The organism is Pseudomonas sp. BNK-45, from assembly GCF_047456255.1.
Lineage (GTDB): Bacteria > Pseudomonadota > Gammaproteobacteria > Pseudomonadales > Pseudomonadaceae > Aquipseudomonas.
This window is the reverse complement of sequence record NZ_CP179909.1, coordinates 5,644,513-5,671,511: the sequence shown is the minus strand read 5'-3', so window position 1 is coordinate 5,671,511 and position 26,999 is coordinate 5,644,513. Positions and strand designations below refer to the sequence as shown.

The following is a 26,999-nucleotide window of genomic DNA, read 5'->3' as shown; positions in this document are numbered from 1 at the left end:
TGTGTCGCGTAGACGCGTCGTAGTCACCGGTATGGGTATGTTGTCGCCACTGGGTACGGATGTGCCGAGTAGTTGGCAGGGCATTCTGGCTGGCCAAAGTGGCATTGGTCTGATCGAACACACCGACCTTTCTGCCTATTCCACCCGTTTTGGCGGCTCGGTAAAGGGCTTCAATGTCGAGGAGTACCTGTCGGCCAAAGAGGCTCGCAAACTCGACCTGTTCATTCAGTACGGTCTGGCGGCCGGATTTCAGGCGGTGCGCAACGCCGGTCTGGAAGTCACCGATGCCAACCGTGAACGCATCGGCGTGGCCATGGGCTCGGGTATTGGCGGTTTGACCAATATCGAGGAAACCAGCCGCACCCTGCACGATTCCGGCCCGCGCCGGATTTCTCCATTCTTCGTGCCGGGCTCGATCATCAACATGATTTCCGGTTTCCTGTCCATCCACCTGGGTGTCCAGGGGCCGAACTACGCTATTTCCACGGCGTGCACCACCGGCACCCACTGCATCGGCATGGCCGCGCGCAACATTGCCTACGGTGAAGCCGACGTGATGATTGCCGGCGGTGCCGAGATGGCCGCCTGTGGCCTGGGCATGGGCGGCTTCGGTGCGTCCCGTGCACTGTCGACCCGTAATGACGAACCGACCCGTGCCAGCCGTCCCTGGGACAAGGGGCGTGATGGCTTCGTGTTGTCCGACGGTGCCGGCGCCCTGGTGCTCGAAGAGCTGGAGCACGCCAAGGCTCGTGGCGCCACCATCTACGCCGAGCTGATCGGTTTCGGCATGAGTGGCGACGCCTATCACATGACTTCGCCTCCTGCCGACGGCGCCGGTGCCGCTCGCTGCATCGCCAATGCCTTGCGCGACGCCAAACTCAATGTCGATCAGGTGCAGTACATCAACGCTCATGGTACTTCGACCCCTGCCGGCGACCTGGCAGAAGCCGAAGCGATCAAGACCGTGTTTGGCGAGCACGCCTACAAGCTCGCAGTCAGCTCCACCAAGTCCATGACCGGTCACCTGCTGGGTGCCGCCGGGGCGATCGAGGCGATCTTCAGCGTGCTGGCCATCAACAGCCAGGTCGCGCCGCCCACCATCAACCTGGATGAGCCGGATGAGGGCTGCGACCTCGATTTCGTGCCGCACACTGCGCGCAGCATGGACATTGATGTGGTGCTGTCCAACTCCTTCGGTTTTGGTGGCACCAACGGCTCCCTGGTGTTCCGCCGGTTCTCCGAGTGATGCACTGCTGGGTCGACGGTCGGCCGGCTGACGCCGTGTCGCTCAAGGACCGCGGCCTGGCCTATGGCGATGGTCTGTTCGAGACCATCGCTGTCAGATCCGGGCAGCCGCAACTGTTGGAGCGGCACTTGCAGCGCTTGGCCGAAGGTTGTCGACGTCTGGCGTTGAATGCCGATCAGGCACTGATTCGCCACGAAGTGCTGGCCTATGCGGCGGCCTTGGGGGAGGGCGTGCTCAAGCTGATCCTGACCCGCGGCGACAGTCTGCGGGGCTATGCCGCCGATCCGGCAGCCACGGCGCGACGCATTCTCCAGGGCGCTGCCTTGCCGGCCTATCCCCCGGCCAATGCCGAGCAGGGCATTGTGCTGTTTCCCTGTGCCACGCGCTTATCCGAGCAGCCGTTGCTGGCGGGCCTCAAGCATCTCAACCGGCTGGAACAGGTGCTGGCTCGCGCCGAATGGCGTGATGCCGAGCATGCCGAAGGCTTGATGCTCGATGGCGCCGGGCGAGTGATCGAAGCGGTGTTCAGCAATCTGTTCCTGGTCAGCCAGGGGCGCTTGCTGACCGCCGACCTGAGCCGGTGCGGGGTGGCCGGGGTGATGCGCGCGGAAATTCTGTTTCAGGCCGCGTCACTGGGAATTTCCGTGGAGGTCACGGACATCAGCCTCGATCAGTTGCAGCAGGCGGACGAAGTCTTCGTCTGCAATAGCGTCTATGGCATCTGGCCGGTGCGTGCCTGTGCCGGGATGCGCTGGTCGGCGGGACCGCTCACCCGTAAACTGCAGGGCATTACCCGCGCACTACTGGATGCTTGATTCGTGAGACGTAAATTACTGCTCCTGCTGGAAACCGGACTGGTCCTGGCAGGGCTGCTGCTGGGCGCGAGTGCCTGGAAACTGCACTCGGCCCTGGAACAACCGCTGAACCTCTCCCAGGAACAGTTGCTGGATGTTCCCGCCGGTTCGACGCCCACCGGCACCTTCAATCGTCTGCAAGCCGATGGCGTGATCCGGGATGGGTTCTGGTTGCGTCTGTACTGGCGCTTCAATCTTCAGGGCCAGCCTCTGCACAGTGGTGAGTACCGCATGACGCCGGGCATGACCGCCGAAGGCCTGATCGGTCTCTGGCAACGCGGCGAGGTGGTGCAGTACAGCCTGACCCTGGTGGAAGGCTGGAACTTCCGCCAGGTGCGCAATGCCTTGGCCAAGAGCGACAAGCTGCAGCAGACCCTGGCTGGCCTCAGCGACACTCAGGTGATGGAAAAGCTCGGCCACGGCGGGGTGTTTCCCGAAGGGCGTTTCTTCCCCGATACCTATCGTTTTGTAAAGGGCATGACCGACGCCGAGCTTCTGGAAAAAGCCTACGATCGCCTGGACGATGTGCTGGCAAAAGAGTGGAGCAAGCGGGCTGATGACGCGCCTTACAGCGATCCCTATCAGGCACTGATCATGGCGTCGCTGGTGGAAAAGGAAACCGGCGTGCCCCAGGAACGTGGACAGATCGCCGGGGTTTTTGTGCGGCGCATGCAGATCGGCATGCTGCTGCAGACCGACCCGACGGTGATCTATGGCCTGGGCGAGCGCTACACCGGCAAGCTGACCCGGGCTCATCTCAAGGAAGCCACGCCCTACAACACTTACGTGATTGCCGGACTGCCGCCGACGCCGATTGCCATGGTCGGGCGCGAGGCGATTCACGCCGCCCTCAATCCGGTGCCGGGCAAGAGCCTGTATTTTGTTGCCCGGGGCGATGGCAGCCATGTGTTCTCCGATGACCTGGATGCCCATAACAGTGCGGTGCGCGAGTTCCAGCTCAAGCGTCGCGCCGACTACCGCTCCAGTCCGGCGCCGCTGGCCGCCCCGGCCACGCCCGAGGCCGAGAGCCCGGCACCTGCCGTCACCCCGAGCCCGGACAGCGAGTCGCCAGCGCCCGCCGAGGCTCCCGCTGCGGTGGAACCTGCGCCCGCGCCGAAAAGCCCGCAATGACTTTGATTAAGGACTGCCTGTGACTGGCTTGTTTATTACCCTGGAAGGCCCGGAAGGGGCTGGTAAAAGCACCAACCGCGAGTACCTCGCCGAGCGCCTGCGCGCCGCGGGTATCGAGGTGGTGCTGACCCGTGAGCCCGGCGGCACGCCCTTGGCCGAGCGGATTCGCGAAGTGCTGCTGACGCCGGGTGAGGAAGTCATGAATGCCGACACCGAGTTGCTGTTGGTGTTTGCCGCCCGTGCCCAGCATCTGGCCACAGTGATTCGCCCGGCACTGGCTCGCGGCGCGGTGGTCTTGTGTGACCGTTTCACCGATTCGACCTACGCCTATCAGGGGGCCGGTCGTGGCCTTAGCCTTGAGCGCATCGAGGCCCTGGAACGTTTCGTCCAGGGCGAGCTGCGCCCGGACCTGACCCTGGTTTTCGACTTGCCGGTGGATGTCGGCCTGGCCCGGGCCAGTGCCCGCGGTCGGCTGGATCGCTTCGAACAGGAAGGTCAGGCGTTTTTCCAGAAGGTGCGCCAGGCGTACCTGACACGCGCCGCCGCCGCTCCTCAGCGTTATTGCCTGGTGGATGCGGCGCAGCCCCTGGCCCGGGTCCAGCAGTCCCTGGACGCCTTGCTCCCGCAATTGCTGGAGCGCGCCCGTGGCTGAAGTCTTTCCCTGGCAGGACGGCCTCTGGCAGCAGTTGGCCGGGCGCACGCAACATGCCCACGCCTATCTGCTGCACGGCCCGGCGGGCATTGGCAAGCGAGCCCTGGCAGAACGCCTGATGGCGCGTCTGCTGTGCCAGCGTCCGAACGGGCTGGATGCCTGTGGCCAGTGCAAGTCCTGCCTGTTGCTCCAGGCCGGTAGTCATCCGGACAACTACGTGCTGGAGCCCGAAGAAGCGGACAAGGCGATCAAGGTCGACCAGGTGCGCGAGTTGGTGAGCTTCGTGGTGCAGACCGCGCAGCTGGGGGGGCGCAAGGTGGTGCTGATCGAGCCGGTGGAGTCGATGAATATCAATGCCTCCAACGCCTTGCTGAAAAGCCTTGAGGAGCCTTCCGGGGATACCGTGCTGCTCTTGGTGAGTCATCAGCCGAGCCGCTTGCTGCCGACCATCAAGAGTCGCTGTGTCCAGCAGGCATGTCCCTTGCCCAGCGCGGCGATGAGCCAGCAATGGCTGGCCGGGGCCCTGCCCGAATGTTCCGATGAGGAGCGCCTGGAGCTGTTGACCCTGGCCGCCGGATCACCGCTGGCCGCTGTCGGCTTGCAGGCCCAGGGGGTTCGCGAGCAGCGGGCGCTGGTAGTGGACGGGGTGAAGAAACTGCTCAAGCAGCAGCAATCGCCGACCCAGCTGGCCGAGGCCTGGAACGCCATCCCGCTGTTGCTGTTGTTCGACTGGTTCTGTGACTGGTCGAACCTGGTCCTGCGTTACCAGCTGACCCAGGACGAGGACGGCCTGGGCCTGCCCGACATGCGCAAGGTGTTGCAGTACCTGGCACAGAAGTCCGGCCAGGACAAGGTGCTGGCGATCCAGGACTGGATCCTGGCCCAGCGACAGAAGGTCCTGAGCAAGGCCAACCTCAACCGCGTGTTGCTGTTGGAGGCACTGTTGGTGCAATGGGCGGCGTTGCCGTCCCGGCACTGAGCGGCCTGCTCCTGAATCAGGCTGGTATCCGGTCGGACGACAACGCCCGGCCCTTTCATTGATCGGATGTAGTTGTAGGCTCCCATGCTCGTAGATTCCCATTGCCACCTTGATCGTCTCGACCTTGCCGCCCATGACGGTTCCCTGGATGCGGCACTGGCCGCTGCCCGCCAGCGCGGTGTCGGGCACTTCCTGTGCATTGGCGTCAGTGCCGACAACGCCGCGGACGTCAAGGCCCTGGCCGAGCGTTACGACGATGTCGATTGCTCGGTAGGGGTGCACCCGCTGGACGTGCAGCCCGGCGCGGCGCCGGCCCTGGACTGGCTGCTGGAGGAGCTGAACCACCCGCGGGTGGTGGCCATTGGCGAAACCGGTCTGGACTATCACTACGAACCGGAAGCGGCCGAGCTGCAGCAGGAGTCTTTCCGTCTGCATCTGCAGGCCGCGCAGCAGACCGGCAAACCGGTGGTGGTGCACACCCGCGGTGCCCGTGCCGACACCCTGGCGCTGCTGCGGGAAGCCGCATTGCCCAATGCCGGCGTGCTGCATTGCTTCACCGAAGACTGGGACATGGCCAAGGCGGCTCTGGACCTGGGGTTCTATATCTCTCTGTCGGGCATCGTCACTTTCCGCAATGCCGATGCCTTGCGCGATGTGGCTCGCCAGGTGCCTGCCGATCGGCTGCTGGTGGAAACCGACTCGCCGTACCTGGCGCCCATCCCTTATCGCGGCAAGCCCAACCTGCCGCAGTATGTGCGCGAAGTGGCGGAGTTCCTGGCGATGCTGCGCGGCGAGGCCTACGAGGCCTTTGCCGAACAGACCACGGCCAACTTCAAGCGCCTGTTTCCCCTGGCTCGGGTCAAGAGCGGGGCTTGATCCGGTGGTGGAAAGCTTGAATTTCAGGCAAAAAAAACCCGGGTTCTGGGGGGGGGAATCCGGGTTAAGACCATTAGGAGTAAAACTAAGGCACGCGGTCCATCGGTACCTAAATCGGCGTTTCACTTGGGGGAGATGTCCCGCCGACAGTTGAAGTATTGATCACTATTGCATTCAGTCCAGTTGCCCCTGCTTGGTTTTTAAACAAATTTGGAATACGCGCGCTTCGCTTGAGTTCTCATTTTTTCGAGGTTCGCCGCATTTTTTCCTGTAATTCCGCTCTTTTTCACTGTTTTTGGCGCAATGCGGCGTAAAACAACGATTGTTGCCGCGCTTTTTGCACACAAGCTGTTGCAGTTCAGTCCTCCACTCAGCCTGATCCTGATCAATGGCATCGGCATTTTCAGAATGTTCGTCCGTTCCCGATGTCTTTTTCGGTGCTTTTCAGGGGTTTTTCTAATCTCCATTAAGCAACGAAGCTGACAAGCAATGACGTCATTGCGACTCGTGAATGTATTTTCGTCGAGTAGGGGGCGTGGGCGGGTGTCGGGACCCTGTTATGGAAAAGCTCTAGACTTTGCGGTCTGATCCGAGGCTCGAAGGCCCTGGATGTTTGCTATGTGAACCGCGCGCCGACCCCGTATTCACGGGATTTTCCTGGTTTCGGCGACCCATTCAGGGGCTGGCGTCAGGTGGGCTTTTCCGCCAGAAACAGCTGCAACGAAGGATGATCCGTGCATTTTGGCGCAAGTTAGGCATAATACGCGGCTTCGATTTTGACCCCGAACAGACCTTTTCTTATGCAGAAAGAACCTCGTAAGGTCCGTGAGTTTCGTCGCCGCGAGCAAGAAATTCTCGATACCGCGCTCAAGCTGTTCCTCGAACAAGGTGAAGACAGTGTCACCGTCGAGATGATTGCGGATGCCGTGGGTATCGGCAAAGGGACCATCTACAAGCATTTCAAGTCCAAGGCGGAGATCTACCTGCGCCTGATGCTCGACTATGAGCGTGACCTGAACGAGCTGCTGCACTCGGCCGATGTCGACAAGGACAAGGAAGCCCTGTCCAGGGCCTACTTCGAATTTCGCATGCGCGACCCGCAGCGCTACCGGTTGTTCGACCGCCTGGAAGAGAAGGTGGTCAAGGGCAATCAGGTGCCGGAAATGGTCGAGGAACTGCACAAGATCCGCGCCTCCAACTTCGAGCGACTGACCTTGCTGATCAAGGGCCGTATCAGCGAAGGCAAGCTCGAAGACGTACCGCCTTACTTCCACTACTGCGCCTCTTGGGCGCTGGTGCATGGCGCGGTGGCACTGTACCACTCGCCGTTCTGGAGCAATGTGCTCGAGGACCAGGAGGGCTTCTTCCAGTTCCTGATGGACATCGGTGTGCGCATGGGCAACAAGCGCAAGCGCGACCCCGACACCTCGAACAGCTAAGGCATTCAGCCGCTGTATTGCGCCATCGACCATCTGTATGGCGCAGTGTCCGAGGAATATACTCAGGCATGGGACTTGCCAGAACCTGATTTTTGAGTCAGGTTTTGGCCGGTTCTCCCTTCCTACGCCGGAGTCATCCATGATCGTTGATCGTCAAGGCAGGCGCTTTCGCAATTTGCGGATCAGTCTGACGTCCGCCTGCAATTACGCCTGTACCTACTGCGTGCCCAACGGCAAGCGGCTGGTGGCTGCCCAGGATGAGTTGTCGGCCGAGGCAATGGCTCGGGGCGTGGCGTATCTGATTGAAGCGGCCGGCATTGAGCGGCTGCGCATCACCGGCGGTGAGCCGCTGGTCAGTCCCAAGCTGGAAACCTTCATGGCCGCGGTCGGACGCATGGGTCTGGAAGACATCAGCCTGACCACCAACGGCCAGTTGCTGGCACGCAAGCTGCCATTGCTGGTGGACGCGGGGATCCGCCGGATCAATGTTTCTCTCGACACCCTGGATGCCGCGGCTTTTCGCAGCATCGCCCGGGGTGGCGACCTGGCCAGCGTGCTCGATGGCATGCAGCAAGCACGCGCGGCCGGGCTGAAGATCAAGGTCAACATGGTGCCGTTGCGCGGGCAGAACCTGAATCAGGTCATGCCCATGCTCGACTACTGCCTGGAGCGAGGCTATGAGCTGCGTTTCATCGAGCTGATGCGCATGGGGCACCTGGCCAGCGACGGCAATGCCTTCCTGCAGCAGTTTGTCAGCCTGCAACAGTTGCTGGAGATGATCGGCGAGCACTACGAGTACCTCCAGGCCGACGCGCCGCTGGATGCGACCGCCGTGCGCTACGAGATTCCCGGGCGCGGTCATTTTGGGGTGATTGCCAACGAAAGCGTGCCGTTCTGCCGGACCTGCTCGCGCCTGCGCCTGTCCTCGACCGGTTGGCTGCACGGCTGCCTGTCGTCAAGCAATCGCCACTATGTTGGCGACCTGCTGGACAAGCCGCGCCATCAAGCCTTGCCGGCGCTCCAGCGCCTGCTGGTCAAGGCCCTGGGCGACAAGCAGGACCTGGCCTTTTCCGGCGGCGCCACGGTGATGAAAATCATCGGTGGCTAGTTTGGCCGACGCTGGAATGTCCTCCATTTGCCTAGCTGGCGCGGAAGCTGCATCCCGTGGCCATTCGCCGGTTTTCCGTCACCGGTTTTTGGAGGGTAGGATGCGTAGCCTGGTTTTGCTGCTGGCCTTTTTGGCACTCGGCGGCTGCATGAATGTCAGTGATATGGGCGAGGGGGTGCGCTATCACCTGAGCGATGCGGGGATGCTCGATCACAGCGATACCCGTCGTACCAGTTCATTTCGCATTCAGCCGGATTCGTTCATTTTCATCGCCCAAGGGCACTTTGTACCGCCGGGCGGTGCTTACCCGCGACCCAACGTAGTGGCCGAAGAGGCCTTCAACGGCTTTGTCGAGTATTTCCCCATGGTGCGCCGGGCCAAAGCTCCCGAAGGCTTGAACGAAGCCATGGTCGAAGCCCGGGAAGCGGGCGCCCACTATTTGCTCTACGCTCGTTTCGCCAAGGCCGACGACCGTATCGGCAACTCCGATGAGTGGCTGGACCAGGAGGCGGTGGATCGCCTGGGCGTCGATACCAGCACCATCCAGATCATGCTGATCGAAACCAGTACCCAGTACCTGATCGATACGACCCGTATTCGCAGTCGTGGCGGATTACTGACGTTCCACGACAACAAGCCCCAGGACCTGCTGGGCCCGCCGTTGCAGCAATATGCCCGCGGTTTGCTGGGCCTGAGCGACTGATTGAACGAGGAGAGCGACATGAGTGGTCCAGGCAAGGCCAACGACCTGTTGGCGCAGATTCCCAAGGCCGAGAAGGGCCTGCCGCCGGTCCACCTGTGGAATCCCGATTTCTGTGGCGATATCGACATGCGTATCGCCCGCGACGGCACCTGGTACTACCTGGGTTCGCCCATCGGTCGCAAGCCGATGGTCAAGCTGTTCTCCACCATCATCCGCCGCGATGGTGACGATTACTTTCTCATCACCCCGGTGGAGAAGGTGGGCATCAAGGTCGACGATGCTCCCTTCGTCGCCGTGACCCTGGAGGTCGAAGGGCAGGGTGAAGGGCAACTGTTGCGCTTTACCAGCAATGTCGACGAGCAGGTGGTTGCCAGCCTCGAGCATCCGCTGCGGGTGGTGATCGACCCGCTGACCCAAGAGCCTGCGCCTTATGTTCTGGTTCGAAACAACCTTGAGGCGCTGATCCATCGCAATGTCTTCTACCAGTTGGTGGAGCTGGCACAGACGCGTGTTCTGGATGGCCAGCGCTGGCTGGGAGTGTGGAGTGATGGGGTGTTCTTCCCCATTGGCCTGGAGCCCTAAAGACATTTCAATTTCGATTTCGAGATATTTCTTGATCTTGATCCCGGGTTTCATGTATCAACCCGGACATGCCTAAACATGTTCGATTCGATAAGAAAACAAGAGTGGTCGACGAGCTGATCCGGCGCATTGAAAGCGGTCTGCTGGAAGACGGCTTCCAACTGCCGGGAGAGCACCAGTTGGCCGGGGAGTTCGGTGTCAGTCGTGGCACCTTGCGTGAAGCCCTGGCCGAGCTCAAGCGTCGCAACTACATCGCCACGCAGAGCGGGGTGGGGTCCATCGTCACCTTCGACGGCGTGGCCCTGGACCAGCATCATGGCTGGGCCCAGGCCCTGGCCGAGAGCGGCGCACTGGTCAACACCGAGGTGCTGCGCCTGGAGGCCGTGCGCCGACCGGAGCTCAAGCACCGCCTGGGCACCGACCAGTTCATAGCCCTGGATCGCCGCCGGCGCAGCACCGACGGCAGGGTGCTGTCCCTCGAACGTTCCCTGATCCCAGCCTCCGGCGAGCTGGAAGGCTTGCCCCGGGTCGGCCTGATCGATGATTCCCTGACCATTACCCTGGCCGCCTACGGCTATATCGGCGAGCGCGGCGATCAATGGATCGGCGCCGAGCCCCTGAACGCCGAAGACGCCGAGCTGCTCGGGCGGGCGCCGGGAGATGTGTTTCTCAAGGCCCTGCGCACCACCTATGATCGCCAGGGGCGTTTCATGGAGCAGGTCGAGAGCCTGCTCGATCCACAGCATTTCCGCATGCACCTGCAATTCGGAGAGTCGCGTTGAGCCCGCTTCAGCGGGCACTTGGCGCCTTCTATGGCCTGGCCCTGGGCGATGCCCTGGGCATGCCCACCCAATCCTTGAGTCATGAACAGATCCACCAGCGTTTCGGCGTGATCCGCACCCTGGAAGACGCAGGGCCCGAGCAGCCGATTGCTGCCAACCTGCCCGCAGGGACCATCACCGACGACACCGAACAGGCGATCCTGGTGGGGCGCCTGCTGGTTCAGGGCCAAGGCCGGATCGATCCGGCGGCCCTGGCCCGGAGCCTGATCCAGTGGGAGGCGGCGATGCAGGCCAAGGGTTCCCAGGACCTGCTCGGCCCGTCCACAAAACGCGCCATTGAAATGATCCTCGCCGGTGAATCGGTGGAGGAGGCCGGACGCTATGGCACCACCAATGGCGCCGCCATGCGCATCACGCCGGTGGGCATCGCCGCCGATGTCGCCGGCACTCAAGGCTTTGTCCAGGCGGTGGTCGAGGCCTGTCAGGTCACGCATAACACCAGTCTGGGAATCGCCAGCGCGGCAGCTGTGGCGGCGGTGGTGTCCGCCGGCATCAATGGCGCCGCGTTGATCGAGGCCCTGCCCCTGGGGGCGCAGATTGCCCGCCAGGCACAGGTTCATGGTCATTGGGTGGCCGGGGCCACTATCGCGGCGCGCCTGGAGTGGGCCGGCACCTTGAGGATTGAAGGCGACAAGCAGGCCTTTGCTCGAATGCTGTATGAACTGATCGGTACCTCGGTGGCCTCCCAAGAGTCGGTGGTGGTCAGTTTCGCCCTGGCCCGGCAGGTCGCCCTGGGGCACCTTGAGGCCTTCGAGGCACTGTGCATGGCCGCCGGTCTTGGCGGCGACACCGACACCATCGCGGCGATTCTCGGCGCCATGCTGGGCGCCTGCCTGGGCTTGCAGGCCTGGCCTGCGGAGTTGATCCATCAGGTGCAACAGGTCAATGAACTGGACCTGCTGCCTCTGGTAGAAGCGTTGCTGGCGCTGCGTTAAGTCGTCGCGCCCAGTGCCGAGCCCCAGGCTCGCGACACCTTTCGGCCGTACTGCCGATCGCTAGGGAAAGCTGGAACACGGCCAGGAATGCCGGACTGTTCTGTGACTTCCGAAATTGCCAGACACCCCAATAACGGCAACAGGAGTTTCATTCATGAGTTCATCGACGGTCGGCTCAGGCGCCGGGCAACTGGAAACCCGCGGCATCGAACCGGTACCCGAGGCGGAGTGCAACGGTCATCCGTTGCAGCTGTTCTGGGTCTGGTTCGCGGCCAATATCAGTATTCTCGGCTTGCCCCTCGGGGCGACGCTGGTGGCGTTTCGTGGCCTGTCGATCTGGCAGGTGCTGTTGGTGGCGATCCTCGGTTCAGTGGGTTCGTTCGCCGTGGTCGGCCTGATCTCGGTGGCCGGCCGACGCGGTCGGGCCCCCAGCCTGACCCTGTCCCGGGCGATCTTCGGCGTGCGTGGCAACATCGGTCCGACCCTGGTGTCGATGCTTTCGCGGGTCGGCTGGGAAACGGTGAACACCACCACCGCAGCCTTTGTCCTGCTGTCGCTGAGTTCGATCCTGTTCCAGACCCCGGCTTCGGCCAAGGACGCGCCACTGCTGACCCTGCTGTTCATTGGCATCTTCGTACTGATGACCCTGAGCGTCTCCGGCCTGGGCCACGCCACCTTGCTGGTGATCCAGAAGTGGGCCACCTACGGTTTTGGCGCGTTGAACGTACTGGTGGGCGGTTTCCTCTGCGCCACCATCGACTGGACGGCGGTGTTCAATGCGGCACCGGCCCCCATGAGCGCGATGATCATCGGGGTCGGCACCATGGCGGCCGGCACCGGGATCGGCTGGGCCAGCTCCGGGGCCGACATGTCGCGCTACCAGCATCGCTCGGTGACGGCAGGACGCCTGGTGGCCTCGGCGGCGTTCGGTGCCGGTATCCCGCTGGTGCTGCTGATCACCCTGGGCGGCCTGCTGTCGGTGGGCAACGATCACCTGGCTTCGGCGGTGGACCCGATCATCGCGATCCGCGACATGCTGCCCACCTGGATGGCCGTGCCTTACCTGATCGCGGCCTTTGGTGGCCTGCTGCTGTCCAACAATCTGTCGGTGTATTCCGCCGGTCTCACCGCGCTGACCCTGGGCCTCAAGGTCAAGCGGGTCTACGCGGTGCTGGTGGATATCGTGGCGATCTTCCTCGGCTCGATCTACTTCATGCTGATTGCCGACAGCTTCTACGGGCCCTTTATCAGCTTCATTTCCCTGCTGGCGGTGCCGATCACTGCCTGGGTGGGGATCTTCGTGGTGGACCTGATCCATCGCCATTACTACAGCGCCGATGATTTGTTGAATGTCGGACCCAGCAGTGCCTACTGGTATCAGGGCGGGATCGAGTGGCGGGCTTTCGGCGCCTGGGTGCTGGCGATCATTCTGGGCTTCTGTTTCACCAGCATCGGCACCACCGCTGAGGACGTCTGGTTCACCGGGCCGCTGGCCGATTCCTGGCTGGGGCATAACGGCCTGGGCTGGATCGTCACCTTCCTGGTGGCCGGCGGTGGGTACGCTCTGCTGGGCGGAGCCCGCGATCGGCGTGGGGCCTTTGTCGAGAATGCCAATGCCTAGGTTGCTCCATAGCGGCCAGGTGATCGTCGACCTGGTGATGGCCGTGGACCGCCTGCCGGCTGCCGGTGGTGATGTCCTGGCCCAGTCGGCGAGCTTCGAGGCCGGCGGCGGCTTCAATGTCATGGCCGCGGCGGCGCGCAATGGCTTGCCGGTGCTCTACCTGGGGCGCCACGGCCAGGGGCGCTTTGGCGACCTGGCCCGAGCGGCGATGCAGGCGGAAGGCATTGGCCTGAGTCTGCCGTCCAGCCCGGGTGCCGATACCGGTGTGTGCGTGGCCCTGACCGATGCCTCGGCCGAGCGCACCTTCATCTCCCATATCGGCGCCGAGGGTGAGCTTTCGGCCCAGGACCTGGCGCAGGTCAGGGTCCAGGCGGATGACTATCTGTATGTCAGCGGCTACAGCCTGCTGCAGGCGAGCAAGGCCCAGGCCCTGATCAACTGGCTGCTGGCATTGCCGCGCTCGGTGCCCGTGATGTTCGATCCGGGCCCGCTGGTGGACTCGCCCGACTCCCCCCTGATGGCGGCCCTGTTGCCGCGGATCGATATCTGGAGCAGCAACCGCGCCGAAGCCTTGGGCTTTACCGCCAGTTCGAGTATCGAGATGGCCTTGCAGCGGCTTGGCGCGTGGCTGTCACCCACGGCCTTGCTGGTGCTGCGCGACGGCGCTCGGGGCTGTTGGATAGGCGCCCAGGGGCAACAGGCGCAGGTTGACGGATTCAAGGTCCAGGCGCTGGACAGCAACGGGGCCGGCGACGCTCATGCCGGAGTCTTTGTCGCGGGGCTGGCGGCGGGGCTTGAGCCACTGGTGGCGGCCCGTCGAGCCAATGCCGCAGCGGCCATTGCCGTGACCCGCCGTGGTCCGGCCACCGCGCCGGGCCGTGCTGAAGTGGACGCGTTGCTGCAGGCCCGGGAATCTCGCTAAGTGCCCGGCGCAGGCCGGACATCGGCTTGCGCGATGCCTCGAACGGCGCCAGGTGCAATGAACCCCGGCCCAGCCTTACTGGCTGCTACCTTCGGAGCCGGAGCCGCCGCTGGTGGTTTTCGAGGCGGTGCCGGTCTTGCCGTTGTCCGGGGTGGCCTGTTGAGCGCCCGCGCCGCCTTGGCGGCCATTGTCGTTGCCCTGGGTGCGCGGGTCGGTGCCGGTGGCCGGTGGCAGCGAACCTTCGTCCATGGGGGCCGGGTTGATGTTGATCTTGGGTGTGTTCTTGGGCGCGGGGGATGTCGGCCCGTCCACGGGATTGTCCGGCCCGGTGGCGCCGGCCAGTGCACAGGTGGACAGCAGTCCGGCCAGGGTCAGTACAGCCAGTTGAAGCTTGATCATGGTGTCGCCTCCATTCGTCAGAGTCGTTACCTGATATTGGTCTGTGCTGCCTGGCGGTTGGTGCCTGACGACCGACGAACGGTGTCAGGCCCCTGGGCCATCTGGGGTGCCTGCAAGCGGCGCCACCCCAGGCGCGCGAGGCTGATCATCCAGTTCAGCACGGCAATGGCCAACACGCTGAACAGCAGCGCCTGGATACCGGCCTCGACGATGATCCTGCCGGCCAGCCAGGGAAAGCCGAACACCCCGATGAAGTAGGACAGGCTGAACAGCAACAGGGATTGTGACGTGTTGCCGTTCGGCGCTTCGTTGGCCGCCAGACCATTGATCACCGAATAGGTCAGGCCATAGCCGACACCCAGGACGGCGGCGGCCAGCAGGTAGCTGGCGCTGCCGTTCACGGCGAACAGCAACAGCAGGATCGATATCACCATCAGTCCCGAGAGCAGGCAGGCGGCGCGATAGGGATCGTGCCTGACCACGATGCCGGCCAGCAGCAGGCGGCTGGCGATGGCCGCACTCATGAAACCGAGGAAGAACAGCGAGTAATCCACGCCTCGGGAGGGGCCGTAGCTGGTCTGGAAACTCGACAGTCCACCAAAGACACAGCCCCCCAGGCCCACCATGAGAATGGGGAACAGTGCCTTGGACGAGAGCACGCGGGCCGCGCCGTTGCAGCTGATTTTCGCCGCTGAGGCGCCCAGGTGATTGGTCTGTCGAAGCAGCTTGGCGCCCAGCTTCCAGAAGATCAGCACCCCCATCAGGCTGGCTGCTGCCGCCAGCCAGAAGGCACTGGTCAACGGGTAGTCGAGGGCGCTGGCCAAGCGGCCCAGGAGAGGGCCGGAGCCAATGCCGCTCAGCATGCTGCCCGACAGCAGGGCGAAATAGCGCGCCCTTTGTGCGGGCTGCACCAGCGTCGCCACGATGATCGGCCCCAGGGTGTAGAACACCCCCCAGCCCAGGCCCAGGGTCAGGCCGAACCACAGCAGGCTGTGGCCGAGCCCCGGCGTCAGGGCAAACCCCAGGCTGGCCACCACCAGGAGACAGCCGAACAGCGCCACCGAGCGGGCGGCGCCGAGCCAGTCCGAGAGGTGGCCGGAGCCGATCACGGCGACAAAGGTGCTGAGCATTGCGGCTGCGATCACGCGGCCGGCGTCGTGCTCATTGCCGCCACGGCTGCTGATCAGCAGGGACAGAAGAAAGGTCGAGCCGTAGGACAGAGACAGCAGATAGCTGCCTAGGCACAACAGCCCGAACAAGGGGCCTGGCACCTCGGATTGCGGCTTGGCCTGCGTGGACATGAAAGCGCCTCGTCATGCTGGAAGTCATGTCGGGCTTTCTAACATGGCGCCGCCGCCTATTGGTTGTGTTCCTGGTGGTCTCAGGGTTAGCCGCCAGCGGAGTAAGCTCGCAGGCTCACTCGCCGATTTCCTCCAGCAACTCCTCTCGGAAGCGTTGCAGGCGCTCTTGCCGGATCCGCGCCAGTCGGGTGCCGCAGGACGTCTGGAAACCTTCGGCCAAATGCAGCAGCTTGGTCTGGAAGTGATCCAGGGTGAAGCGTGAGTCATCGAGTTCGCGCTGCCGGGCCGTGGGGTCGGCGGGGTCGTAGAGGGCCAGGCCCAGACGGCCGGAGACGTAGAAGGTCCGCGCCACGCCCAGGGCGCCCAGGGCATCGAGGCGATCGGCGTCCTGAAGGATCCTGGCTTCCAGGGTGGCAGGGGTGAGGGCGGCGGAAAAACTGTGGGCGGCGATGGCGTGGGCTACCGCTTCGCGCTCGGCGTCGCTCCAGCCCAGCCCGGCAAGAATGCCGCGGGCCTTGTCCGCCGACAGACGTGACGCCTGGGCGCGCAACGGCGAGTTTTTTTCCACGCTCACGCAATCGTGGAGCAGGGTGGCGGCCAGCAGCACCCGGAGGTTGCCGCCTTCTTCGTCGACTATGCGTCGCACGTTGTGCCAGACCCGTTGCAGGTGGGACAGGTCGTGGGAGCCGTCCTTGGTCGGTTCGAGGGCGTGGGGCAGCAAGGTTTCTGCCAGGGCGTGCAGGGGGGCAAAGTGCATTCGGCGGTCCAGGATATGCGGTTCGGTGTGCTGCATGATCGGTGATTGGCCGATTCCCATAAATGCCCGTGCAAGTCTTTCGACTGTCGTTCTAATATGGCCGCCTGATTCCGCCATGAGAACCGTCGATGTCCGTCGAAATCCGTCCCGCACTGCCCAGTGATGCCCCACAGATTCTTACCTTTATCACCGAGCTCGCCGACTACGAGCGAGCACGTCATGAGGTGATCGCCAGTGTCGCCGACATCGAGCGCAGCCTGTTCAGCGAGGGCGCCACGGCCCACGGCCTGATTTGCCTGCGCAACGGACAGCCGATCGGTTTCGCGGTGTTTTTCTTCAGCTATTCCACCTGGCTGGGCAGCAACTGCCTGTACCTGGAGGATCTCTACATCACTCCGGAACAGCGGGGCGGCGGGGCGGGCAAGCAACTGCTGCGGCACCTGGCGCAGATCGCCTGTGACAACGATTGCGGACGCTTCGAATGGAGCGTGCTGGAGTGGAACGAACCGGCGATCCAGTTCTACAAGTCCCTGGGCGCCCAGCCTCAGGAAGAGTGGGTCAAGTACCGCATGGACGGTGAGGTGCTGCGCGCCTTTGCCCGCGGCTGATCACCGCCGCTGTTCGCCGACGCCGGCTTGGGCGGGAGCCGGCTTGCCGGCCAAGGCCGCTCCATGGAGCGCCTGCCACCGCCAAGCCGGGTCTGCATGACGCGATGATTCAGCCCTTCAGGCTCGCCATGTCGATCACGAAGCGGTATTTCACATCGCCCTTGATCATGCGCTCAAAGGCTTCATTGATCTGGCGGATGTCGAGCATTTCGATATCGCAGGTGATGCCGTGCTCGGCGCAGAAGTCCAGCACCTCCTGGGTTTCGGCGATGCCGCCGATCAGTGAGCCGGCCAGCACCCGACGGCTCATCACCAGTTTGCCGGCGTGCAACGCCGGGTCCACCGGCTCGATCAGGCCCACCAGAATGTGCACGCCATCAAAGCGCAGGGTATCGAGGTAGGGGTTGAGGTCGTGGGGCACCGGAATGGTGTCCAGCAGAAAGTCGAAATGCCCGGCCACCGACTGCATCTGCGCCGCGTCGGTGGACACGATCACGTGATCGGCGCCCTGGCGTCGCGCTTCTTCGGCCTTGCTCGCCGAGCGGGTGAACAGGGTCACTTCGGCGCCCAGGGCCTTGGCGAACTTGATGCCCATGTGGCCCAGGCCGCCCATGCCGAGGATTCCCACCTTGTCGCCGGGCTTGACCCCGTAGTGCTTGAGCGGCGAGTAGGTGGTGATGCCGGCGCAGAGAATCGGCGCGGCGCTGGCCAGGTCGAGTTTCTCCGGGATGCGCACGACAAAGTGCTCGCTGACCACGATGCTGTCGGAGTAGCCGCCCATGGTGTTGCTGCCGTCGATCCGGTCCGGGGTGGCGTAGGTCATGGTCGGACCTTCCAGGCAGTACTGTTCCAGGTCCGCGGCGCAGGCCTCGCAGTGGCGGCAGGAATCCACCATGCAGCCGACGCCCACCAGGTCGCCGACCTTGTGCTTGCTGACGTTGGCGCCGACCGCGGTGACCTTGCCGACGATCTCGTGGCCCGGCATCAGCGGGTACACGGCGATGCCCCATTCGTTGCGGGCCTGGTGGATGTCGGAGTGGCAGACGCCGCAGTAGAGGATCTCGATGGCGACGTCGTCCGGGCGCGGGCTGCGGCGCTGGAAACTCATGGGGGCGAGGGGAGTGGTGGCCGACTGGGCGGCATAACCGATGGCGGTGTACATGATGGACCTCGCGAAAACGCTGACGATTGAGGCGGGGCATTCTCGGCGTTGGGCCTGCGCCCAACCATGGCGATTCCTCGGCATGTCATGCCTATTCCTCCGTCATTGGCGGTTTTCACGCGGCATTGGCGGACAGACCTGCGATGATGTTTTCATCCCTTTTTCCGTGAAGTTTTTCCCATGCTGCTGACCCGTCATCTGGACGCCAACGCCACCCTGGTTTCGCTGATCCGGCCCCTTGCCAGCCGAGATGGTTTCGTGGCTACCGCCTTGCCTGGAGTCCAGGTGCTGCGAGCCAGCTGCGATGTGGCGCGCGGCCCACAGATTTATGAGCCGAGCCTGATGATCATTGTCCAGGGCAGCAAACTGGCCTATCTGGGGACGCGGACCCTGGAATATGGGGCCGGGCACTACCTGATCCAGGCCCTGTCGGTGCCCTTCGAATGTGAAACCTTCGCTATGCCCGATGCGCCGCTGCTGGGCATTTCCATCGCCATCGACCGGGCGGTCCTCAGCGAGCTGGTGCTGGCCATGGGCATCACCGAAGGCCGGGCCGCTTCGGCGCAGACCCTGGAATCCATGACCTCGGCGGTGCTCGATGACAGCATGCGTGGTTGTGTGGAGCGGCTGCTGCGCTGTCTGCACGATCCTCTGGAGTGCAAGGTCATGGGCGCCTCCAGGGTGCGCGAACTGCTTTTCGCTGCCCTGCGTGGGCCCCAGGCCGATGCCCTGCGGGCACTGGTGGAGCAGCAGGGGCATTTCGCCCGGGTCGCGGCATCGCTCAATCATCTGCACGAGCATTACACCGAGCCCCTGAGCGTCGAGACCCTGGCCCGCTGCGCCAATATGAGCCCCTCGACCTTCCACGAGCATTTCAAGCGCAGCACCTTGCTCTCGCCGGTGCAGTACCTCAAGCGCCTGCGCCTGCTCAAGGCCCAGCAGCTGCTGTTGGGGGAGGGGCTGGGCGTGGCCCAGGTAGCGCATCGGGTGGGCTACCAGAGCACCTCGCAGTTCAGTCGCGAGTACAAGCGCTACTTCGAGCGCAACCCCGGCGAAGAGCGCGCTGCCTGAGCAGCCATGCCCTTGCAGGCGTCGGCTTGCCAGCGAAGATGCCCCTGAGCCGGTACCGGGCTTGAGGGCGCGTTTTCGCCGGAAAGCCGGTTCCACAGGCTGCCGGGGCGGCGAATGCCGGGCATGAAAAAGGCCCCCATATAGGGGGCCTCTTGTGTCGCGCGGCGAGTTACATGTTCGGGTAAGTCGGGCCGCCGGCGCCTTCCGGAGTGACCCAGGTGATGTTCTGGGCCGGGTCCTTGATGTCGCAGGTCTTGCAGTGCACACAGTTCTGCGCGTTGATCTGGAAGCGCTTCTCGCCATCTTCCTGGGTGATCACCTCGTACACGCCGGCCGGGCAGTAACGCTGGGCCGGTTCATCGTACAGCGGCAGGTTGCGGCTCAGCGGGATGCTCGGGTCGGTCAGCTTCAGGTGGCACGGCTGTTCTTCTTCGTGGTTGGTACCGGAGATGAACACCGAGCTCAGTTTGTCGAAGCTGAGTTTGCCGTCGGGTTTCGGGTAGTCGATCTTCGTGCAGTCCTTGGCCAGCTTCAGGCAGGCGTAGTCCGGCTTGGTGTCGTGCAGGGTGAAGGGCAGCTTGCCACCGAAGATGTTCTGATCCATCCAGTTGAAGCCGGCACCGATGATCGGGCCGAACTTGTGCATGGCCGGGCCGAAGTTGCGGCTGGCGAACAGCTCTTCATACAGCCAGCTGGATTTGAAGGAGTCGACGTAGCTCTTGAGCTCGTCGGCGCCTTCGGAGCCGACGAACAGCGAGTCGGCCACCGCGTCGGCGGCGAGCATGCCGGACTTCATGGCCGTGTGGCTGCCCTTGATCTTGGCGAAGTTCAGGGTGCCCAGGTCGCAACCGATCAGCGCGCCGCCCTTGAACACCATCTTCGGCAGCGAGTTCAGGCCGCCCTTGCAGATGGCACGGGCGCCGTAGCTGATGCGCTTGCCGCCTTCCAGGTACTGCTTGAGCACCGGGTGATGCTTGAGGCGCTGGAACTCGTCGAACGGCGACAGGTAGGTGTTGGCGTAGGACAGGTCGACGATCAGGCCCACCACCACCTGGTTGTTTTCCAGGTGATAGAGGAAGGAGCCGCCGGTGTTCTCGTTGCCCATGATGTCCAGCGGCCAGCCGGCGGTGTGCACCACCAGGCCCGGTTGGTGCTTGGCCGGATCGATTTCCCAGATTTCCTTGAGGCCGATGCCGTAGTGCTGGGCGTCGGCGTCGCTGTCCAGGTTGAAGCGCTTGATCAGCTGCTTGCCGATATGGCCGCGGCAGCCTTCGGCGAACAGGGTGTATTTGCCGCGCAGTTCCATGCCGGGGGTGTAGAGGCCGTCTTTTGGCTGGCCTTCACGGTCGACGCCCAGGTCGCCGGTGATGATTCCGCGCACCACGCCGTTTTCGTCGATCAGGGCTTCCTGGGCGGCGAAGCCCGGGTAGATTTCCACGCCCAGGTTCTCGGCTTGCTGGGCCAGCCAGCGGCACAGGTTGCCCAGGGAGATGATGTAGTTGCCTTCGTTGTGCATGGTCTTGGGCACAAAGAAGTCCGGAACCTTGGTGGACGTTTCGCCGCTGCGCAGGACATAGATGTCGTCGCGGGTCACCGGAGTGTTGAGCGGGGCGCCCAGTTCCTTCCAGTCCGGGAACAGTTCGTTCAGGGCCCGTGGTTCGAACACGGCACCGGAAAGGATGTGAGCACCGACTTCGGAGCCTTTCTCGACCACGCAGACGCTGATTTCCTTACCGGCTTCAGCGGCCTTCTGCTTAAGGCGGCAAGCGGCGGACAAGCCTGCGGGGCCGGCACCGACGATGACCACGTCGAATTCCATGTATTCGCGTTCCACTAGGCTATCTCCTACTCAAGGCTCAACGGTTTTTTCTAATTGGAGGTTTGGCGTTGCATCCGCGCTTTCTCCCATCGCAAATGGGGGGAGGAGGGGTGGATGGCCGACCTTTCTCTCTGGGCGGCGCATTATATCTACACCACTCTCAGCGTCCAATACAAACGTTTGTTTGAAATTGCTGCAGCCCAGATAAATCAAAGAAGCGCGGCTTATAAACGGCTATTTTGCCGTATTGACCAGAAAAGGCGTTCCGGTCAAGATACGGTCGGTTTTGCGCTCGCCGTAGGCTGACTGTTGGTTTCAAGAGCACCTCTAAAGACAGGGCAAAGGCAGTAAAGGTGATGCGCCGCACAGCTTGAACGTGCGCAGTTTACACGCCGCGATAATGAATGACTCGCCGGTCACCACTGACCAACGGTCATCACTCCCGTGAGCAAGGTCATCCTTTATGTACGCCAGCGTTTTTGGAGGTGCCCTTGTGCCGATGAGCATCAACCGCCAGGTTCTCGCCTAGGCGACTTTCTTTTCACCGGAGAGTAACGAGGAATCCATGAAGGTTCTTGTAGCTGTCAAACGAGTGGTCGACTATAACGTCAAGGTTCGCGTCAAAGCGGACAACTCCGGCGTCGACCTCGCCAACGTCAAGATGTCGATGAACCCTTTCTGCGAAATCGCAGTGGAAGAAGCCGTACGCCTGAAAGAGAAAGGTGTAGCGACTGAAATCGTCGTCGTCTCCATCGGTCCTGCTACTGCTCAAGAGCAACTGCGTACCGCCCTGGCACTGGGTGCCGATCGCGCAATCCTCGTCGAGTCCGCTGAAGAGTTGAACTCCCTGGCCGTGGCCAAGCTGCTCAAGGCTGTGGTCGACAAGGAGCAGCCACAACTGGTGATCCTCGGCAAACAGGCCATCGATAGCGACAACAACCAGACCGGCCAGATGCTGGCGGCCCTGAGCGGTTACGCTCAAGGCACCTTCGCCTCCAAGGTCGAAGTGTCCGGCGACAAGGTCAATGTCACTCGCGAAATCGATGGCGGCCTGCAGACCGTTGCACTGAACCTGCCAGCCATCGTCACCACCGACCTGCGTCTGAACGAGCCGCGCTACGCGTCTCTGCCAAACATCATGAAAGCCAAGAAGAAGCCGCTTGAAACGCTGACTCCTGATGCTTTGGGCGTTTCCACCGCCTCCACCAACAAGACCCTGAAAGTCGAAGCGCCGGCTGCACGCAGCGCGGGTATCAAGGTCAAGTCGGTGGCTGAACTGGTCGAGAAACTGAAAAACGAAGCGAAGGTAATCTGATCATGACTATCTTGGTAATCGCCGAACACGATAACAAGGCGCTGGCTCCGGCCACCCTGAACACCGTTGCCGCCGCCGCCAAAATCGGTGGTGACATTCATGTACTGGTCGCCGGTCAGGGCGTTGGTGCTGTGGCTGAAGCCGCCGCCAAAGTCGCTGGCGTGGCCAAAGTGCTGGTGGCCGACAACGCCGCCTACGCTCACCAGCTGCCGGAAAACGTTGCGCCGCTGGTCGCCGAACTGGGCGCTGGCTACAGCCACATCCTGGCTGCCGCGACTTCCAACGGCAAAAACATCCTGCCGCGGGTTGCCGCCCAGCTGGACGTTGACCAGATCTCCGAGATCATCTCGGTCGAAAGCGCCGATACCTTCAAGCGTCCGATCTATGCCGGTAACGCCATCGCCACCGTGCAGTCCTCGGCTGCGGTGAAAGTCATCACCGTGCGTGCCACCGGCTTCGACGCCGTTGCCGCTGAAGGTGGTTCGGCTGCGGTTGAAGCGGTTGGCGCCGCTCACGATGCGGGCAAGTCGAGCTTCGTTGGCGAAGAGCTGGCCAAGTCCGATCGTCCTGAGCTGACCGCTGCCAAGATCGTCGTTTCCGGCGGTCGCGGCATGCAGAACGGCGACAACTTCAAGCACCTGTATGCCCTGGCCGACAAGCTGGGTGCCGCTGTCGGCGCTTCCCGCGCTGCAGTGGACGCAGGCTTCGTGCCCAACGACATGCAGGTCGGCCAGACCGGCAAGATCGTTGCGCCACAGCTGTACATCGCTGTCGGTATCTCCGGCGCGATCCAGCACCTGGCCGGCATGAAAGACTCCAAAGTGATCGTTGCGATCAACAAGGACGAAGAGGCGCCGATCTTCCAGGTGGCCGATTACGGCCTGGTGGCGGACTTGTTCGAAGCCGTACCCGAGTTGGAGAAGCTGGTCTAATCCGGCGTCTTCACTTATAAAGAGCCCGGCCTTTTGGCCGGGTTTTTTTATGGGTGTTTTTTGTTGGGGGAGGGTATCGCCATGGATCTGCACCGCATCAGTGGCTGGGCAGCGCTGTTGGGCCTGGCGTTGTCGCCAGCGCTGTCACTGGCAGCAGGCAAGTGCGAGCGTCTGGTGGTGACCGGCAGCCCGGACGCGCCACCGTACCTGTGGCAAGACCCGCAGAACCCCAAGCACCTGATGGGAGCCAGTGCCGATCTGCTGCAGCAAGTGGCGGGGGAGCTGGGACTCAAGGTCGAGCTGTTGTACGCCGGCAAACGTTCCGAAGCCCTGGATGAAGTTCGTAGCGGGCGCATGGACCTGCTGGCCGATGCGCCACTGACCTTCAATGAGCTGGAGTCTCTGGACTACATCCATCCGGCGCTGGTGCAGAACGACTATCTGGTGTGGACCCGCAAGGACTCGACCCTGAGCTACACCCAGGTGGCGGACCTTGCCGGTCATCCGGGAGCGGTTTCGGAAAAGGCCCGGTTGACCCAGCCCTTTCAGGTCGTGGCCAAGGAGCACTTGCAGCTCAAGCGCCTGCCGAACTTGACCCAGGTCTTCCAGACCTTGCTGCTGGGGGAAGTGGACTATGTTCTGGCACCGCGCTATGCGGGCATGGCCATGGCCCAGTCCCTGGGAATGGCGGCGGACCTGCAGGCGTTTCCCCAGGCCATCGACAAACCGGGACTGTTTCTCGCGCTGTCCCATAACTCCGCCTGCAATGGCCCATGGTTGCGCGGACAGCTGGCAAAAAAGATGACAGAATTGCCCGCGTCCGGTCTGACGGAGGCCTTGCTGCAGCGCAATCTGGAGCGCTGGAAGGCCCAGTTGCAGCAACCCGTCAGCAGCCCAAAACCGTAGGAATCACGTGTGACTATTCGACCTCTTTTCCCTGCCCTGGCCCTGTTGGCCATGGCGGGTTGTGCAACCGATCCGGCGCCCACCGAGCAAATGCGCCTCACTGCCCAGGCACTGGAGCAAGCCAAGGCCGTGGGGGCCTCGGCCGAGGCGATGCCTGAGTTGAAACTGGCCGAAGACAAGTTCTCCCGGGCTCAGGGCAATATGCAGGATGAGTCCTACAAGAAGGCGCGGATGCGTGCCGAACAGGCAGAACTGGATGCCCGATTGGCCGAGGCCAAGGTCCTGACCCAGAAGAGCCAGGAACAGGTGAACGAGCTCAACACCCGCATCACCCGCCTGCGCAAGCAACTGGGAGATGCCCAATGAGCCTTTCGACCCGCATCTTTGGTGGCGCGTTGCTGTTGGCCTGCGCCGGTCTCTATGGCTGTGCCGGCCAGCACAGCGAGGAAGCCCTGCAGCAAGCCGGTGCCGACTTCCAGAAGGTCAAGGAGGACTCCAACGTGTTGCGTATCGCGCCCAAGGACGTGATACGCGCCGGAGAATCCCTGGCCCGTGCCGATCGACTGTCGACCTACTGGGGCAGCGGCGCCGATGTGGAGCACTATGCCTACCTCAGTCGGCGCTACAGCGAAATTGCCCGGGAACACACGGATCAGGCGCTGAACCAGGAGCGCGCCGCCAAGCTCGAACTGGAACGACAGCGCCTGCAACTGGCCCTGCGTGAGGCCAAACTGTTGAGCGTGCAGCAGCAGGGCAAGTGGCTGGAGGAGCAGATCATCAGCCTGGCGACCACCCAGACCGACCGTGGCCTGGTGATGACGCTGGGCGACGTGCTGTTTGACACCGGCGAGGCCGAATTGAAGAACTCGGCCAATCGCACAGTGCTCAAGGTGGTGCAGTTCCTGCAGCTGAACCCCAAGCGTGTCGTGCGCATTGAGGGCTATACCGACAACACCGGTGAGCGTCAGAGCAATCTGCAGCTGTCGCGTGATCGGGCCCAGGCCGTGGCGGACGTGCTGGTGGATCTGGGGATCGACGAGAAGCGGATCCAGGTCGAAGGCTACGGTGACGACTACCCGGTGGAAGCCAATGCGTCGGAGCGTGGCCGGGCGCAGAACCGGCGAGTGGAAATCGTCTTCTCCGACGAAAAGGGCCAGCTTGGCGCCGCTCGCTGAAACCCCTGTTGTCCCCGAAAAACCCGACGTCCGCTAGGCGTCGGGTTTTTTTATGTCTGCCAAGGTGCTCACAAAAACCCTACAGTTCTACTTTTCACTGCCCGGTGTCCTCGACTATTGTAGGAACTGTCCCAGTACACTTCTAAACTGTGCCGGTATTGTTTCACACAAGAATAAAACGCCGTGAAATCGAGTGCTGTGCCATGACCAATCTCTTGCTCTATCAACGTATCGCTCAGCAACTGGCTGAGGATATTCGCCGTGGTGTCTACCAGCCGGGGGAGCGCGTGCCGTCGGTACGCAAGATGAGCTCGCAGCTCAACGTCAGCCACGCCACGGTGCTCCAGGCCTACGCCAACCTCGAGGACCAGGGGCTGATCCGCGCGCGCCCCCAGTCCGGTTACTACGTGCACCAGACGCCGGCGCTGACCGCGCCCACGCCGGACATCGCCCGGGTCGAGCGTCCAGGGCTGGTGACCCGCAGCAGCATTATCCAGCAGGTGTTGGTGGAGTCCCGTCGCGAAGGGGTCTTTCCGCTGGGGGCTGCGGTGCCCAGCGTCGACTACCTGCCGGTGCGGGCCTTGCACCAGCAATTGGCCAAGGTCACGCGGTTTCACAGCCCCCGGGCGTTCAGCTACATGTTCAGTCCGGGCTTCGAGCCACTGCGACGCCAGGTGGCGATTCGCATGCGTGACGCCGGGGTGGTGGTCGATCCTTCGGAAGTGGTGATCACTCACGGTTGCGTCGATGCCCTGCAAATGTCGCTGCGGGTCCTGACCCGGCCGGGCGATCTGATCGCCGCGGAATCACCGACCTATTACGGATTGCTGCAACTGGCGGACCTGCTGGGGCTCAAGGTCATCGAGATTCCCAGCGATCCTTCCACCGGGATGAGCCTCGAAGCGCTGCAACTGGCGGCCAACCAGTGGTCGATCAAGGCTCTGGTGCTGACGACGCGTCTGAGCAATCCCCTGGGCGGCACCATGCCGGAGGAACGGCAGAAGCAGTTGCTGCGTCTGGCTTCGGATTTCGATATTCAGGTGGTCGAGGACGATATCTACGGCGAGTTGATGTTCGAGGTAGGGCGCACCAAGGCCCTCAAGGCCTATGACCGCCTGGACCGGGTGATCTACTGCTCGAGTTTCTCCAAGACCCTGTCACCGGGGGTGCGCATCGGCTGGATGATCGCCGGCAAGTATCAGCAGGAGATCCAGCGCCTGCAGACCTTCAGTACTCATTCGGCGTGCAGCGTGACGCAGATGGGCGTTGCGGCGTACCTGGAGAACGGCGGCTACGACCGGCATTTACGCTACATCCGCCAGGAGTACCGCAAGAACCTCAGCGCCTTTCAACTGGCGGTGCAGCAGTACTTTCCGGAAGGCACGCAGATCACCCGACCCAACGGCGGTTTCATTCTCTGGGTCAGCCTGCCGGGGCGGGTCAACACCCAGGAATTGCATGTGCGGGCCCTGCAGCAGGGCATCAGCATCGCCCCGGGGTTGATCTTCAGTAACACCGAGCAGTTCAACCACTGCGTGCGGCTCAATTGCGGCACCCCCTGGAACCGTGAGGCCGAGCGGGCCTTGATGACCCTGGGCATGCTCGCCAGCCAGTTGTGCCAGGAGGCGGCCGGCGGTTTTTAAACAATGCGGCCCTGTGCTTGT

The 26,999-nt window shown here is 62.9% G+C and carries 28 protein-coding genes; 23 read left to right on the top strand and 5 right to left on the bottom strand.

All coding sequences use genetic code 11. The annotated features are described in order from the left end of the window. The first annotated feature begins 1 nt into the window (after window position 1). The 14 genes from fabF to ACMGG8_RS25515 all read left to right on the top strand — a co-directional run bounded on the left by fabF (window position 2) and on the right by ACMGG8_RS25515 (window position 13,890). The gene (fabF, locus tag ACMGG8_RS25580; protein ID WP_060838241.1) at window positions 2-1,246 is read left to right on the top strand and encodes a beta-ketoacyl-ACP synthase II; all 1,245 of its coding nucleotides are present in this window, start codon (window positions 2-4) and stop codon (window positions 1,244-1,246) included. Then, the gene (gene pabC / locus ACMGG8_RS25575) at window positions 1,246-2,061 is read left to right on the top strand and encodes an aminodeoxychorismate lyase (RefSeq protein ID WP_414158677.1); all 816 of its coding nucleotides are present in this window, start codon (window positions 1,246-1,248) and stop codon (window positions 2,059-2,061) included. Before fabF ends, pabC begins: the two co-directional genes overlap by 1 nt. Window positions 2,062-2,064: 3 nt before the next feature. Further along, complete coding sequence (gene mltG / locus ACMGG8_RS25570) at window positions 2,065-3,231, top strand: endolytic transglycosylase MltG (protein ID WP_414158676.1); 1,167 nt, start codon at window positions 2,065-2,067, stop codon at window positions 3,229-3,231. Window positions 3,232-3,250: 19 nt separating this feature from the next. Next, a complete protein-coding gene (gene tmk / locus ACMGG8_RS25565) occupies window positions 3,251-3,883 on the top strand; it encodes a dTMP kinase (RefSeq protein WP_016968275.1) in 633 nt (210 codons plus the stop codon). Continuing rightward, entirely contained in the window at window positions 3,876-4,862 is a 987-nt protein-coding gene (locus ACMGG8_RS25560) for a DNA polymerase III subunit delta' (protein ID WP_060838244.1), read from the top strand. Before tmk ends, ACMGG8_RS25560 begins: the two co-directional genes overlap by 8 nt. A gap of 84 nt (window positions 4,863-4,946) precedes the next feature. Next, on the top strand, window positions 4,947-5,738 hold the full coding sequence (locus ACMGG8_RS25555) for a TatD family hydrolase (RefSeq protein ID WP_060838245.1): 792 nt from the start codon (window positions 4,947-4,949) through the stop codon (window positions 5,736-5,738). A gap of 800 nt (window positions 5,739-6,538) precedes the next feature. Next, window positions 6,539-7,177, top strand: a complete 639-nt coding sequence (locus ACMGG8_RS25550; protein ID WP_011060125.1) for a TetR/AcrR family transcriptional regulator — start codon at window positions 6,539-6,541, stop codon at window positions 7,175-7,177. A gap of 139 nt (window positions 7,178-7,316) precedes the next feature. Then, the gene (locus ACMGG8_RS25545) at window positions 7,317-8,285 is read left to right on the top strand and encodes a GTP 3',8-cyclase MoaA (protein WP_414158675.1); all 969 of its coding nucleotides are present in this window, start codon (window positions 7,317-7,319) and stop codon (window positions 8,283-8,285) included. Window positions 8,286-8,385: 100 nt separating this feature from the next. Next, window positions 8,386-8,988, top strand: coding sequence for a DUF4823 domain-containing protein (locus ACMGG8_RS25540; protein WP_414158674.1), 603 nt, complete (start codon window positions 8,386-8,388; stop codon window positions 8,986-8,988). Window positions 8,989-9,006: 18 nt separating this feature from the next. Continuing rightward, complete coding sequence (locus ACMGG8_RS25535; RefSeq protein WP_060838248.1) at window positions 9,007-9,570, top strand: DUF1285 domain-containing protein; 564 nt, start codon at window positions 9,007-9,009, stop codon at window positions 9,568-9,570. A 68-nt stretch (window positions 9,571-9,638) separates the two neighbouring features. Beyond that, window positions 9,639-10,352 (top strand): GntR family transcriptional regulator, encoded by a 714-nt coding sequence (locus ACMGG8_RS25530; RefSeq protein ID WP_047302846.1) that lies wholly within the window; start codon window positions 9,639-9,641, stop codon window positions 10,350-10,352. After that, a complete protein-coding gene (locus tag ACMGG8_RS25525) occupies window positions 10,349-11,347 on the top strand; it encodes an ADP-ribosylglycohydrolase family protein (protein ID WP_414158673.1) in 999 nt (332 codons plus the stop codon). The genes ACMGG8_RS25530 and ACMGG8_RS25525 overlap by 4 nt, the downstream gene beginning before the upstream one ends. A 154-nt stretch (window positions 11,348-11,501) precedes the next feature. Further along, window positions 11,502-12,968, top strand: a complete 1,467-nt coding sequence (locus ACMGG8_RS25520; RefSeq protein ID WP_060838250.1) for a purine-cytosine permease family protein — start codon at window positions 11,502-11,504, stop codon at window positions 12,966-12,968. Then, the gene (locus tag ACMGG8_RS25515; protein WP_414158672.1) at window positions 12,961-13,890 is read left to right on the top strand and encodes a PfkB family carbohydrate kinase; all 930 of its coding nucleotides are present in this window, start codon (window positions 12,961-12,963) and stop codon (window positions 13,888-13,890) included. The genes ACMGG8_RS25520 and ACMGG8_RS25515 overlap by 8 nt, the downstream gene beginning before the upstream one ends. A gap of 75 nt (window positions 13,891-13,965) precedes the next feature. On the opposite strand, the gene ACMGG8_RS25510 is transcribed toward ACMGG8_RS25515, so the two are convergent. From ACMGG8_RS25510 to ACMGG8_RS25500, 3 genes are all read right to left on the bottom strand, one after another. Further along, on the bottom strand, window positions 13,966-14,289 hold the full coding sequence (locus ACMGG8_RS25510) for a hypothetical protein (RefSeq protein WP_060838252.1): 324 nt from the start codon (window positions 14,287-14,289) through the stop codon (window positions 13,966-13,968). 26 nt (window positions 14,290-14,315) lie between these two features. Continuing rightward, window positions 14,316-15,590, bottom strand: coding sequence for an MFS transporter (locus tag ACMGG8_RS25505; RefSeq protein ID WP_414158671.1), 1,275 nt, complete (start codon window positions 15,588-15,590; stop codon window positions 14,316-14,318). 115 nt (window positions 15,591-15,705) lie between these two features. Then, on the bottom strand, window positions 15,706-16,347 hold the full coding sequence (locus tag ACMGG8_RS25500; RefSeq protein ID WP_108544908.1) for an HD domain-containing protein: 642 nt from the start codon (window positions 16,345-16,347) through the stop codon (window positions 15,706-15,708). A 128-nt stretch (window positions 16,348-16,475) separates the two neighbouring features. Between ACMGG8_RS25500 and ACMGG8_RS25495 the strand changes: the two genes are divergently transcribed. Next, window positions 16,476-16,955: a GNAT family N-acetyltransferase gene (locus tag ACMGG8_RS25495; protein WP_060838254.1), complete on the top strand. Its 480-nt coding sequence runs from the start codon at window positions 16,476-16,478 to the stop codon at window positions 16,953-16,955. Window positions 16,956-17,064: 109 nt separating this feature from the next. On the opposite strand, the gene ACMGG8_RS25490 is transcribed toward ACMGG8_RS25495, so the two are convergent. Next, window positions 17,065-18,117: an NAD(P)-dependent alcohol dehydrogenase gene (locus ACMGG8_RS25490; RefSeq protein WP_235758687.1), complete on the bottom strand. Its 1,053-nt coding sequence runs from the start codon at window positions 18,115-18,117 to the stop codon at window positions 17,065-17,067. Between the two features lie 180 nt (window positions 18,118-18,297). On the opposite strand from ACMGG8_RS25490, the gene ACMGG8_RS25485 reads away from it, so the two are divergent. Continuing rightward, on the top strand, window positions 18,298-19,188 hold the full coding sequence (locus tag ACMGG8_RS25485; RefSeq protein WP_060838256.1) for an AraC family transcriptional regulator: 891 nt from the start codon (window positions 18,298-18,300) through the stop codon (window positions 19,186-19,188). Window positions 19,189-19,357: 169 nt separating this feature from the next. Here the strand turns inward: ACMGG8_RS25485 and ACMGG8_RS25480 are convergent, their stop codons facing one another. After that, window positions 19,358-21,022 (bottom strand): electron transfer flavoprotein-ubiquinone oxidoreductase, encoded by a 1,665-nt coding sequence (locus ACMGG8_RS25480; RefSeq protein ID WP_414158670.1) that lies wholly within the window; start codon window positions 21,020-21,022, stop codon window positions 19,358-19,360. A 99-nt stretch (window positions 21,023-21,121) separates the two neighbouring features. Here ACMGG8_RS25480 and ACMGG8_RS25475 point away from each other — a divergent pair, with 99 nt between their 5' ends. From ACMGG8_RS25475 to ACMGG8_RS25445, 7 genes are all read left to right on the top strand, one after another. After that, complete coding sequence (locus tag ACMGG8_RS25475) at window positions 21,122-21,313, top strand: hypothetical protein (RefSeq protein WP_016964459.1); 192 nt, start codon at window positions 21,122-21,124, stop codon at window positions 21,311-21,313. 259 nt (window positions 21,314-21,572) lie between these two features. Next, the gene (locus ACMGG8_RS25470) at window positions 21,573-22,322 is read left to right on the top strand and encodes an electron transfer flavoprotein subunit beta/FixA family protein (RefSeq protein WP_015634720.1); all 750 of its coding nucleotides are present in this window, start codon (window positions 21,573-21,575) and stop codon (window positions 22,320-22,322) included. Between the two features lie 2 nt (window positions 22,323-22,324). After that, window positions 22,325-23,254, top strand: coding sequence for an electron transfer flavoprotein subunit alpha/FixB family protein (locus ACMGG8_RS25465; RefSeq protein ID WP_047302861.1), 930 nt, complete (start codon window positions 22,325-22,327; stop codon window positions 23,252-23,254). A gap of 81 nt (window positions 23,255-23,335) precedes the next feature. After that, entirely contained in the window at window positions 23,336-24,160 is an 825-nt protein-coding gene (locus tag ACMGG8_RS25460; RefSeq protein ID WP_414158669.1) for a substrate-binding periplasmic protein, read from the top strand. Between the two features lie 9 nt (window positions 24,161-24,169). After that, window positions 24,170-24,526, top strand: coding sequence for a DUF4398 domain-containing protein (locus ACMGG8_RS25455; RefSeq protein WP_016964456.1), 357 nt, complete (start codon window positions 24,170-24,172; stop codon window positions 24,524-24,526). Beyond that, window positions 24,523-25,335, top strand: coding sequence for an OmpA family protein (locus ACMGG8_RS25450; protein ID WP_060838259.1), 813 nt, complete (start codon window positions 24,523-24,525; stop codon window positions 25,333-25,335). Before ACMGG8_RS25455 ends, ACMGG8_RS25450 begins: the two co-directional genes overlap by 4 nt. A gap of 203 nt (window positions 25,336-25,538) precedes the next feature. Further along, window positions 25,539-26,978: a PLP-dependent aminotransferase family protein gene (locus tag ACMGG8_RS25445; RefSeq protein WP_011060145.1), complete on the top strand. Its 1,440-nt coding sequence runs from the start codon at window positions 25,539-25,541 to the stop codon at window positions 26,976-26,978. Window positions 26,979-26,999: the final 21 nt, after the last annotated feature.